Origin of the sequence: Paraburkholderia sp., assembly GCF_035656215.1 — a bacterium.
In the GTDB taxonomy this organism is placed as follows: Bacteria; Pseudomonadota; Gammaproteobacteria; order Burkholderiales; family Burkholderiaceae; genus Paraburkholderia.
In genome coordinates this window covers 1-12276 of sequence record NZ_DASRSY010000040.1, presented here as the reverse complement: position 1 = coordinate 12276, position 12276 = coordinate 1, and the positions used below count along the sequence as shown (strand labels likewise).

The following is a 12276-nucleotide window of genomic DNA, read 5'->3' as shown; positions in this document are numbered from 1 at the left end:
TGATCAGGTCGGCCTTGGTGAACATCACATACACCGGCGCGAACACTTCGAGCTTTTCGGTCAGCTCCTGCACCCGTTGGCGCAGATTCTTCGCGAGATTGATCGCGAATTCAGGCTTGCTGCTGGTCAACTCGGCAATGCTCGCCGTCACGATGATGCCGTTGATCGGCGCCTTCGGCCGGAAACGCTTGAGCAGGCCGAGGAAGCCGAGCCATTCGGTGCGGTCTTCTTCGTGTACGGAATAGCGGCCGGCGGTGTCGAGCAGAATGCCTTCGGTCGTGAAGAACCAGTCGCAATTCCGCGTGCCGCCGATGCCATGAATCACCGCATTGTTCTTGTCGGCGAAAGGAAATTGCAGGCCTGAATTCAGCACGGCACTGCTCTTGCCCGCAGCGGGGTTGCCGATCACGATGTACCAGGGCATTTCATACAGCGCCGAGCCGCCGGACATCTGGCCGATCTTCGACGTCTTGATCGTTTTCACTGCGTCGACGAGGCGCGTACGCAGCACATCGAGTTCGGCCTGGCGCGCGGGCGTCGGGGCCGGGCCGGTTTCGGTCTGCTTTTCGGCCTGTTGCTCGAGCATCTCGCCGAGCTTGTTGTTCGCGCGCCGCGCGCGCAGGCGGCGCACCACCCAGACCAGCAGCCAGAGCGCGATCACCGCGCCGAGCACGATGGCGGGCCACATCAGGTCGATCTGCAGGGTATCGGCGCCGATGAACAAAACAGCAGCGAGCGCGAGCAAGCCGATGATCGAGAGCGTGCGTGTATGGGTCAACACGTTAAGAATGCGTCGCATAAGCCGTTCAGGTCTTGGTGATGTGTGTTGTGGCGCGTGTGTGGCAAACAGCATGACGCGAGCGCGGGCAAAGTCTGCCTGTGCCGCGTTTGAAACAAAACGAAAGCATATTCAGGTGGAGGTGAATGCGGCTGGATTGTTAAATCCGCCAGGGGATGGCCCGCCAATGGCGATTGGACGAATGCCGTTATGCATGCGACATTGCCGACTTTTGCCAGAAAACTTGATTGAACGCCCCATTGCAACCTCTTTATTGCCCACTTCGTCTTAATGACCGCGCCCCAGGACGAAGCCCGGTTTGTGATATTCAACGTGCCCGAGATCCATCATTTTCCAGCGGCCACCCCACGTCAGGCCGACCTGTTCGGCCGTCTGTCCGTATAGCTGATAACCTCGCATGGCCCAGGGATCTTTTTCTGAAATGACGAGCTTGCCGTCGCGCAAAAATGCGTTATCCGCGGCAAGACCGTATTGGTGATAGCTCTGAAACGCAGCGGCATTGGTGACGTTACCCCCCATTTGCGCAAGCCGGTTTTGCCGCTCCGGACTGCGATAACCTTCCAGCAATGCCATCTCATACCCGTATTGCTCGTGCATGATTTTGTAAACGAGCAATAAACGCGTTCTGAAATCGGCGTCGAGCAAATTCCAGTCGCGGCTCGCGTCTTTCAGCGCGGGCCGAATCTGCTCCACTTCCTGCGTTGCAAATACCTCGGGCGGCAGCGGCGGCGGGGGCACGAGCTGTTCGCCATTCAATAACGCGGCAATTTTCTCGTCCGGTACCCGTGCAGTGTCATCGAATTGGAATAATTGCCGGCCGCGTAAAGCCAATGCCACCAATGGCGGCGTCGCAAGAATACCTGTGGTAGTAAAAATCAGCAAGCGCCGCTTTGCCAGTAACTTTTGCATATCGACTGCGGTCGATTGCGAAATTTTTGCCGAACGTGCTAATTGACCACGAGCGCGAGAAGCACCCTGCGATGCCCCTCGCATAACGCGGCCATGAATAGCGAGTGCGGCGCCTAATAAAGAGGCGCGTACCGCCGGCAATAGCAGCATTGCGGCGATTACAACGGCGATGGCGAAATAGGCGAGAAGTACTACGGCAATCAAAGTCGACCCCGGAAAATTGGAAACAATTGTATTTTGTAATGCTTGCTCTTAGAATCAGGCCTGCTCGGAGAGGAGCCGGAACGGCATTATCACGGCGAAATAATCCAGGATTCAATGAGACAGTGAATGAGTGCGCCGGAAAATTCGAATTCCAAAGCCCCACCTAGCCTGTTATCCGATAAGGCTAAGGGCGCCGATGGCAATGGTTCGCGAATTCTCGCGAACCTGGAGGGCCGCGTCGAGCCGCCTGCCGATAAACCACGCCGGTCGAAAACACCGCTTGTGCTGGTTGCCTTGCTGGTGATCGCTGCAGGCGGTTGGGGTGCGTGGCATATGCAGCAGCGTGTGAAGACAGAGTCGTTTGCGTCAGCCACACCAGCCAACGCTGCGAAAGCTGCCGTGCCGGCGTCCGCTGCCAGCGGTGCGCCGCAGGTCACCGCGAAAGCGGAGGCCCCGGCTGCGGCGTCGTCGCAAGCAGCTACGATCGTTGCTGATGACAGCGACAGCAAGGCATCCGCGAGTACGCCCGCAAGCGGTAATGAGAGCCGCTTATCGCGCGCGCTAGCCGATGGCGCAGAGCCGAGCAATGCATCTGCACCGGTTGCATCCGCACCGGCCGCGTCGGCGGTAACGGTGCCGGCGGCAAAGCATGGTAAAAGCGCGACGGCTGTCGCCAGCAATGCGAAACGCGACACGGCGGCCCACGGCAAGAAGGAAAGCACGGCCGCAAGCAATCATCACGCGAGCGCACCGACCGCGGTCGCTCAAACGAAGAAATCGCGGGCGACCGGGAATGCTTCGAAAGATGATTCGGATGCCGATCTATTGGCGGCGCTCGTGGCACGGACCAAACCGGCTGACGCGAAAGCGGCAGACGGCACCACGGCCACCAAGGTCAGTGCATCGGCTACCCCCGGGAATGCCAGGCTGGCCGAACGCGTGAAAGAGTGCGGACAACGCGGCTTCTTCGAAGACCAGTTGTGCCGTTGGCGCGTGTGCGACGGACATTGGGGTAAGGACCCGGCCTGTCCGGGTTCGGCGCCGCAGGCACGCCAGCCGTAAGTTCGGGTAAGGCGCGTCCTGGTGACGCACTACCGCCTCAGACATGTTGCTGGGTTGATTTGAGTCAATCCGGCGACGTGTCTTCTCCGGACGCGACGCATAGAATCTTTGAATGCGTTCCGTCTCCTCCTGGCCTCTCGCCACCAAACTCGCCGCTCTTGTCGCTACGTTGCTCGCGTTGGCGTTGGCGTCGATTGGTTTGACACTCTGGATCACCTGGCAACTCGACGGTGGCGCAGCCGCGATCAACGAGGCTGGGCGTATGCGGATGCAAACCTACCGCGTCGCGCTGATGCTGCGTGATACTCCGTCCCAGGTCGACGTGCTCGCACGCGAGTTCGACGAAAGTCTCGCGCTGCTCGAGAGGGGCGATTCAGCACGCCCGCTGTTCGTTCCATGGAACGGCGAGGCACGCGAGCGCTTTGCCCGTGTGCAATCGCAATGGCGGGCGTTGCGTCCGGTCTGGACCGGTAGAAATCCACCCGGCGGTGCCGAGATCCATCGAGAGGCCAATCAGTTTGTTTTCCTGGTCGATTTGTTCGACAGTTCGATCGAAGCACAACTTGCGCGCTGGACCTCAATCCTCAACGCGGTGCAACTCGCGCTGCTCGCGCTGGCAATTGGCAGTGCGCTGGCGTTGCTGTATGTCGGCCATCTGAGCGTACTCGCTCCCGTCTTAAGACTGACCGGTGGGCTGGCGCGAATCGAGCGTGGAGACTTCGACACGCGCGTCGAGGTCGTGACGCAAGATGAATTCGGCGAGCTGTCCACGGGGTTCAACCGGATGGCGCAGAACCTGCAGCAGCTTTATGCCGGTCTCGAACAGAAGGTCGGCGAGAAAACCGCCAGCCTCGAGACCGAGCGCGCGCGTCTTGCCGCGCTCTATGAAGTGAGCGCATTTCTCGGGGATGCCAATACGCTGGAGGCGCTTGCGAAGGGTTTCGCGCAACGTATTCGCCGTATCGCCGCCGCGGATTCGGTGGCGATACGCTGGTCGGGCGAGGCCAACGAACGTTACCTGCTGCTGGCAGGGGACAGTCTGCCGCGCTTCATGGTTGAAGACGAGCAATGCCTCACGTCGCGCAGTTGCCTGTGTGGCCATCCACAGAGCGTGCCTGGCGCGCGAGTGATCCCCGTGCGGCTCGTGGACCCCGGGGCGGCGACGCTCGGCCATTGCGCGCGCGCAGGCTACGCAACCCTCGTGTCAGTGCCTGTGATTCTGCATCAGCGCACGCTTGGCGAAATCGACCTGTTCTTTCGCGAAACGATTCAGTTGTCCGCTCAGGACCGTGATCTGCTCGACACGCTCGCGAGCCATCTGGCGGGCGCTATGGAAAATTTGCGCGTGAGCGCGCTGGAACGGGAAACCGCAGTGTCCGATGAGCGCGCTTTACTCGCAAGCGAGCTCCATGATTCGATTGCGCAGTCGCTGGCATTTCTGAAAATACAGGTGCAGTTGCTACGCGACGCCCTGACAGCCCCTGCCGGCTCATCTGTCGCGCGTATTGTCGATGAGCTGGATGCGGGCGTGCGTGAAAGCACCGGTGACGTGCGCGAATTACTGGTGCATTTCCGCACACGCGGCAACACCGAAGATATCGAGCCCGCGTTGCGTACCACGCTGCGCAAGTTCGAGCATCAGACCGGGCTTGCCACCAACCTGTTGATCGAGGGCCACGGTCTGCCGCTCGACGCGGACGTGCAGGTGCAGGTACTGCATGTCTTGCAGGAGGCGCTATCGAACGTGCGCAAGCATGCACGCGCGCGCGAGGTATGGCTGGAAGTGCAGCAAAGCCCGGTATGGAGTTTCGAAGTTCGCGACGACGGGGAAGGCTTCGACGCATCGCAACACACCCCCAGCGAGACACATGTTGGAATGCGCATCATGCAGGAGCGCGCCGCGCGTATCGGTGCGACGGTTGTGGTCGATTCCGTGGCTGGCGCGGGAACGTGTGTCACGTTGACCTTGGCGCCATCCCAGCGCGGAGCGTCGGAGGCGTTTCATGAAGATCGGGTTGAGGCTGTTTAGGCATCGGCCCAACCGGGGAAATAGATGATGGTTCCAATTCGTTTGTTGGTGGTCGATGACCATACGTTGTTCCGGCGCGGGCTCATCGCCCTGCTGCGTGAAGACGCACGATTCCAGGTGGTTGGCGAAGCGGCCGACGCCGGTGAGGCGCAACGTCGCGCCGGTGAATTGCAGCCCGATCTGATCCTGCTGGACAACCATCTACCGGGCGTGAGTGGGATCGACGCGCTCAAGGATTTGCATGAGGCTGCGCCACAGGCTCGCGTGTTGATGCTGACCGTGAGCGAGGACGAACGCGATCTGGGTGCTGCCTTGCGTTGCGGCGCGCAAGGCTATCTGCTGAAGACTGTCGATGCCGACACGCTTGCCGGGTCGATCATGCGAACCATGCGGGACGAGGCGGTTGTGAGCCCCGAGATGACGAGCAAGCTGGTCTCGGCATACCGGGCTGCGACGGCGAAAGACATGCCGGCGGATGTGGGAGGCGCGCCCGAGGTCGAGGCGGTGCCGCCGGTCGTTGTCGATGCATCCCAGGCGCAGCTTGCGCCGGAAATCGCGCTATCGGCGCGGGAGCAGGAAATCCTTGCGCATATCGCTCGCGGCGCGAGCAACAAGGAGATTGCGCGCGCGCTGGCGATTGCGGAGACGACGGTCAAGATTCATGTGCAGCATATTTTGCGCAAGCTTAAGTTGGGCTCGAGGGTGCAAGCCGCTGTTTATGCCACGGTGAATTCGATCGCTATCGAGTAGCACCAGATTAGCAATACTCCCAAAGAACTACGCCTTAAGAAAGCTCCTACTCCTTCTGAATCAAGCCGGACCTCCTTCAGAAGGATACCGACCCCTCGCCGAAAACGGCAAAGTCAGAGTCATGGAAAGAGGAGCAATTCCCATGACAAAGACCGCGGTCGGCAGCAGCGCCGCAACCCAACCCAAGGCATGGTCGGTCCTGATCGCGAGCACGTTCGCGTTCACCGTGTGCTTCATGGTGTGGATGATGTTCGGCGTGATCGGCATCCCGATCCGTCAGTCCCTCCATCTGAACGAAACCGAATTCGGCATGCTGGCCGCGTTGCCGGTTCTGACCGGCTCGCTTGTGCGCGTGCCGCTTGGCATCTGGACCGATCGCTATGGCGGTCGCGTCGTTATGGCCTGCCTGATGCTCGCCACCGTGCCGGCAATCTGGCTCATGAGCTACGCCACTACCTATTGGCACTTCCTTGTCGTCGGTTTGTTCGTCGGCCTGGCAGGCGGGGCGTTCTCGGTTGGTACGCCGTATGTGGCACGCTGGTTTCCGCAGGAGCGCCGCGGCTTTGCCATGGGTATCTTCGGTGCGGGCAATTCCGGCGCGGCCGTCAACAAGTTCGTTGCGCCCGCTATTCTCGTCGCCTTCGGCTGGGGCATGGTTGCGAAAACCTATGCCGTCGCCATGCTTGCCGCGGTCGTATTGTTCTGGCTTTTCAGCGCGAGCGATCCCTCGCATCGCGTGCCGAACAACCAGCGTTTCGTCGATCAACTCAAGGCACTCAAGGATCCACGCGTCCTCAAGTATTGCCAGTACTACAGCATCGTGTTCGGCGGCTATGTCGGACTCTCGCTGTGGATGGTGCAGTACTACGTCGGTGAATACGGGCTCGACATTCGTGTCGCAGCGTTGCTCGCCGCGTGCTTCTCGCTGCCTGGCGGCGTCCTGCGTGCCGTGGGCGGCTGGCTCTCGGACCGCTATGGCGCGCATCGCGTGACGTGGTGGGTGATGTGGGTGAGCTGGATCTGCCTGTTCCTGCTCAGCTATCCGCAAACGGTTTTCACGATCGCCACCGTCGACGGTCCCAAGGTTTTCCACCTCGGCCTCAACGTGGTGTGGTTCACGGTGCTGATGTTCGTGCTCGGTATCGCTTTCGCATTCGGTAAGGCCAGCACCTTCAAATACATCGGCGACGAGTTCCCGACCAACATTGGCGCGATCTCAGGAATTGTCGGCCTCGCTGGTGGTCTTGGCGGCTTCGCGTTGCCGATTCTGTTCGGCGTCCTGGTTGATCTCACAGGCATCCGTTCGAGCGCCTTCATGCTGCTTTACGGCGTTGTGTGGGTGTCGCTGATCTGGATGTATCTCACCGAAGTCCGCCGCACCGACGTGATGACGGCAGGCGCAATCGCCACTGGCGCCAAGTGCAATCAGACTTCAACTCAGGCTTCTTCTCAAGCAGGAACCCCATCATGAATATCTCGACAGCACGCGCGCGAGCCGGCCGCACGCTGACTCTCTGGACGCCGGAGGACAAGGCTTTCTGGAAGCAGGAAGGCGAATCCGTCGCCAAACTCAATCTATGGATTTCGGTGCCCGCGCTGTTCCTGGCTTTCGCGGTCTGGCAGGTGTGGAGCGTCGTGGCGGTTACTTTGCCGTCACTCGGTTTTCGCTATTCGACCAACCAGCTGTTCTGGCTGGCCGCGGCGCCGGCACTTTCGGGCGCAACGCTGCGCATTTTCTACTCGTTCATGGTGCCGATCTTCGGCGGACGTCGCTGGACGACGCTTTCCACCGCGTCCTTGCTGATTCCCGCGATCGGTATCGGCTTTGCGGTGCAGGACAACACCACGAGCTATCCGACCATGCTGTTGCTCGCGCTGTTGTGCGGTTTTGGCGGCGGCAATTTTAGTTCCAGCATGGCCAACATCAGCTTCTTCTTCCCGAAGGAGCGCAAGGGTTCGGCGCTCGGCGTGAATGGCGGATTCGGCAATCTCGGTGTATCCGCGGTGCAGTTCCTGTCGCCGCTGGTCATTACGGCCGGTGTGTTCGGCGTGTTCGGCGGCGATCCGCAACTGATGACGAAAGCCGGTCATACGTCTCAGGTATGGATGCAGAACGCTGCGTTCATCTGGGTGCCCTGGATCGCGATTTCCGCACTCGTCGCCTGGTTCGGCATGAACGATCTGGCCGACGCCAAGGCGTCTTTCGCCGCGCAGGCGACCATCTTCCGTAGTCGCCACAACTGGCTGATGTGCACGTTGTATCTGGGCACGTTCGGGTCGTTTATCGGTTACTCCGCCGGTTTTCCGCTGCTCATCAAGAGCCAGTTCCCGGACGTCAATCCGTTGACGTACGCGTGGGTCGGACCGTTCGTCGGCGCGGCTATCCGTCCGGTAGGCGGCTGGCTTGCCGACAGACTCGGCGGCGCACGTGTCACGTTCTGGAATTTCGTCGTCATGGTGCTCGCGGTGGTGGGCGTTCTGTACTTTCTGCCGAAGGTCGGTAGCGCGGCGTTTCCGTGGGGGCCACAAGCAGGTGCGTTCGGCGGTTTCTTCGCAATGTTCATGCTGCTTTTCCTGACCACCGGCGTCGGCAACGGCTCAACGTTCCGCATGATTCCTGTGATTTTCCTGAACCTGCGATTGCGTGGCGTGCCGCCCAATGACCAGGCAGCGCTCGCTCATGCGAACCGTGAAGGCAATACAGAAGGCGCGGCCGCGATTGGTTTTGCCGGCGCGATCGGCGCATACGGCGGGTTCTTCATTCCGAAGAGCTACGGCAGTTCGATTCTCGCCAGCGGCGGTCCTGAACTGGCGCTGTACGGTTTCATCGCGTTTTACGTGTTGTGTGTCGGACTGACATGGTGGTTCTACGCCCGGCGTCATGCCGGCATGCCGTGCTGAGCGCGGCGCTGGAAAGCATTAGACAAGGATTGAGATCATGAGCCACTTTCTGGACAGACTGAAATACTTCGCGCAGCCGCGCGAGCGTTTCGCCAAAGGTCACGGCGTGACCACAGGCGAAGACCGCACATGGGAGGATGCATACCGTGCGCGCTGGCAGCACGACAAGATCGTACGTTCGACGCATGGGGTGAACTGCACAGGCTCATGCTCGTGGAAGATTCACGTGAAGGGCGGCATTGTCACGTGGGAAACGCAGCAGACCGACTATCCGCGCACGCGCGCCGATCTGCCGAACCATGAGCCGCGTGGTTGTGCGCGCGGCGCAAGTTACAGCTGGTATCTGTATAGCGCCAATCGCGTCAAGTATCCGCTGGTGCGCGCGCGCCTGCTCAAGCATTGGCGCGCCGCACGCGCGGTGGCGGCGAGCCCGGTTGATGCATGGGCCAGTGTCGTCGAGAACGACGTACAGCGCCGCGACTATCAAAGCCAGCGCGGTTTGGGCGGTTTCGTGCGGGCGGATTGGAACGAGGTCAACGAAATCGTCGCCGCGGCCAACGTCTATACGATCAAGAAACATGGACCCGATCGCGTCATTGGCTTCTCGCCGATTCCGGCGATGTCGATGGTCAGCTACGCAGCAGGCAGCCGCTATCTGAGCCTGATCGGTGGCGTCTGCATGAGTTTCTACGACTGGTACTGCGATTTGCCGCCGTCGAGCCCGCAAGTATGGGGCGAGCAAACAGACGTGCCGGAATCGGCGGATTGGTACAACTCGAGTTACATCATTGCGTGGGGCTCGAATGTGCCGCAAACGCGCACGCCCGACGCGCATTTCTTCACGGAGGTGCGTTATCGCGGCACCAAGACGGTTGCCGTGACCCCGGACTATTCGGAAGTCGCCAAACTCGCCGATCTGTGGATGCATCCCCGTCAGGGCACCGACGCAGCGCTCGCGATGGCGATGGGTCACGTAATCCTGCGCGAGTTCTACTTCAACACACGCAGCGCGTATTTCGACGATTACGCACGCCGTTACACCGATCTGCCGTTGCTCGTGCAACTGAAGCGTCACACGCTGCCGGATGGCCGCGAGGTGCTGGTTCCGGACCGCTATGTCCGTGCCGACGATTTCAACGGCAAACTTGGACAGGACAACAATCCCGACTGGAAAACGGTGGCTTTCGATGAGCACGGCAAGATCGTTTTGCCGCAAGGTTCGATCGGGTTCCGCTGGGGACCCGACGGCCGCGCCGATGCCGGCCGCTGGAATCTCGAGGCAAAAGAGGCACGTCACGGCGACGCGGTGAAGCTCAAGCTTTCGGTCGTGGAAGACGGCGCGCAGCAGCATGAGGTCGTGACGGTCGGTTTCCCGTACTTCGGTGGCATCGACACACCGCATTTCACCGCCAGCAAGCAGGGTGACGTACTGGAGCGCTCAGTGCCTGCGGTACGCATCTCGTTGGGCAAGGCCGGTGAAGAGCGCGAGGCGCTGGTTGCCACTGTGTTCGATCTGATGGCCGCTAACTACGGCGTGGATCGCGGCTTCGGCGGCGCCATGCACTATAACGACGACGTGCCGTACACGCCCGCATGGCAGGAGAAGATCACCGGTGTCTCGCGCGACCAGGTGATCACCGTTGCGCGTGAATTCGCGGCGAATGCGGACAAGACGCATGGTAAGTCGATGGTGATCATCGGCGCGGCGATGAACCATTGGTATCACGCCGACATGAACTACCGCGGCGTGATCAACATGCTGATGCTGTGTGGCTGTATCGGCCAAAGCGGCGGCGGCTGGGCGCACTACGTGGGCCAGGAAAAACTGCGGCCGCAAACCGGCTGGACAGCGCTCGCATTTGCGCTCGACTGGATTCGGCCGCCGCGGCAGATGAACTCCACCAGTTTCTTCTACGCGCATACCGATCAATGGCGCTACGAAAAACTGGGGGTGGATGAAATTCTGTCGCCGCTCGCGGATAAACAGCAATATAGCGGTTCGCTGATCGATTACAACGTGCGCGCTGAACGCATGGGATGGTTGCCTTCCGCGCCGCAGTTGCAAACCAATCCTTTGCGGGTCGCCGCCGACGCGCAAGCAGCCGGACTCGACGCGAAGGACTACGTCGCGCGCACGCTGAAAGACGGCTCCCTGAAGATGAGCTGCGAGGATCCCGATCATCCGGATAACTGGCCGCGCAATATGTTCGTGTGGCGTTCAAACCTGCTTGGCTCATCGGGTAAGGGTCATGAATACTTCCTCAAGCATTTGCTGGGCACCAGCCACGGCGTACAAGGCCGCGATCTCGGGGACGACGACGCAAGGCCGGAAGAGGTCATCTGGCATGACAATGCGCCCGAGGGCAAACTCGATTTGCTCGTCACGCTCGACTTCCGCATGAGCACCACATGTCTCTATTCCGACATCGTGTTGCCGACGGCGACCTGGTACGAGAAGAACGATCTGAACACGAGCGATATGCATCCGTTCATCCACCCGCTCTCGAGCGCGGTCGATCCGGCATGGCAGGCACGCAGCGACTGGGAGATCTACAAGGGTTTCGCGCAGAAGTTCAGCGAGGTCTGCGTCGGCCATCTGGGTGTGGAGAAAGAAGTGGTGCTCACGCCGCTGATGCACGACACCGCCGCCGAACTGGCGCAACCCTATGACGTGCGCGACTGGAAGCGCGGCGAATGCGAACTGATTCCAGGCAAGACCGCACCGCAAGTCAATGTCGTGGAGCGCGACTATCCGAATGTGTATCGGTGCTTCACGGCGTTGGGGCCGCTGATGGACAAGGTCGGCAATGGCGGCAAGGGTATTGCATGGAACACCCAGACCGAAGTCGGGCAACTGGCCGAACTGAACGGCACGGTGCGCGATGCAGGCGCGACGCAGGGCATGGTGAAGATCGATAGCGACATCGATGCCTGCGAAGTGCTGTTGATGCTCGCGCCTGAAACCAATGGTCACGTCGCGGTAAAAGCGTGGGACGCCTTGTCGAAAATAACCGGCCGCGAGCATACCCATCTGGCAATGCATCGCGAGGACGAAAAGATCCGCTATCGCGATGTGCAGGCACAACCGCGCAAGATCATTTCATCGCCGACCTGGAGCGGTCTGGAAAGCGAGAAGGTGTCGTACAACGCCGGCTATACCAACGTGCACGAGTTAATCCCATGGCGCACGCTGACGGGTCGTCAGCAGTTCTACCAGGATCATCCGTGGATGCGCGACTTCGGCGAAGGCTTCGTCAGCTATCGGCCGCCGGTCGATCTGAAGGCGGCTTCGCCGATGTACGGCCGCAAACCGAATGGACACAAGGAAATCGCGCTGAACTTCATTACGCCGCACCAGAAGTGGGGCATTCACAGCACGTACACCGACAACCTGATCATGCTCACGCTCAACCGCGGCGGCCCCGTGATCTGGCTGAGCGAAGACGACGCTAAAGATGCGGGCATCGAAGACAACGACTGGGTCGAGCTTTTCAACATCAACGGTGCGATTGCCGCGCGGGCGGTGGTCAGCCAGCGCGTGAATCCGGGCATGGTCATGATGTATCACGCGCAGGAAAAGATCGTCAACGTGCCGGGCTCGGAAATCACCGGTACGCGCGGC

At 60.5% G+C, this 12276-nt stretch carries 8 protein-coding genes; 6 read left to right on the top strand and 2 right to left on the bottom strand.

Annotated features, from left to right (window positions below; all coding sequences use genetic code 11):
• A partial coding sequence (locus VFE81_RS02120; RefSeq protein ID WP_325043008.1) for a type VI secretion protein IcmF/TssM N-terminal domain-containing protein occupies positions 1-799 on the bottom strand: 799 nt, incomplete at its 3' end.
• A 267-nt stretch (positions 800-1066) separates the two neighbouring features.
• Positions 1067-1912 carry a M15 family metallopeptidase gene (locus tag VFE81_RS02115; protein WP_325043007.1) on the bottom strand — a complete coding sequence of 282 codons (846 nt, stop codon included), beginning with the start codon at positions 1910-1912 and terminating at the stop codon, positions 1067-1069.
• A gap of 126 nt (positions 1913-2038) precedes the next feature.
• Here VFE81_RS02115 and VFE81_RS02110 point away from each other — a divergent pair, with 126 nt between their 5' ends.
• The 6 genes from VFE81_RS02110 to VFE81_RS02085 form a co-directional block, all read left to right on the top strand.
• Positions 2039-2974, top strand: coding sequence for a hypothetical protein (locus VFE81_RS02110; RefSeq protein WP_325043006.1), 936 nt, complete (start codon positions 2039-2041; stop codon positions 2972-2974).
• 112 nt (positions 2975-3086) lie between these two features.
• Positions 3087-5003: a type IV pili methyl-accepting chemotaxis transducer N-terminal domain-containing protein gene (locus tag VFE81_RS02105; RefSeq protein ID WP_325043005.1), complete on the top strand. Its 1917-nt coding sequence runs from the start codon at positions 3087-3089 to the stop codon at positions 5001-5003.
• Positions 5004-5030: 27 nt separating this feature from the next.
• Positions 5031-5753: a response regulator gene (locus VFE81_RS02100; protein WP_325043009.1), complete on the top strand. Its 723-nt coding sequence runs from the start codon at positions 5031-5033 to the stop codon at positions 5751-5753.
• A 142-nt stretch (positions 5754-5895) separates the two neighbouring features.
• The gene (locus VFE81_RS02095; protein WP_325043004.1) at positions 5896-7224 is read left to right on the top strand and encodes a nitrate/nitrite transporter; all 1329 of its coding nucleotides are present in this window, start codon (positions 5896-5898) and stop codon (positions 7222-7224) included.
• Entirely contained in the window at positions 7221-8654 is a 1434-nt protein-coding gene (locus tag VFE81_RS02090; protein WP_325043003.1) for a NarK family nitrate/nitrite MFS transporter, read from the top strand. Before VFE81_RS02095 ends, VFE81_RS02090 begins: the two co-directional genes overlap by 4 nt.
• 37 nt (positions 8655-8691) lie before the next feature.
• A partial coding sequence (locus tag VFE81_RS02085; protein WP_325043002.1) for a nitrate reductase subunit alpha occupies positions 8692-12276 on the top strand: 3585 nt, incomplete at its 3' end.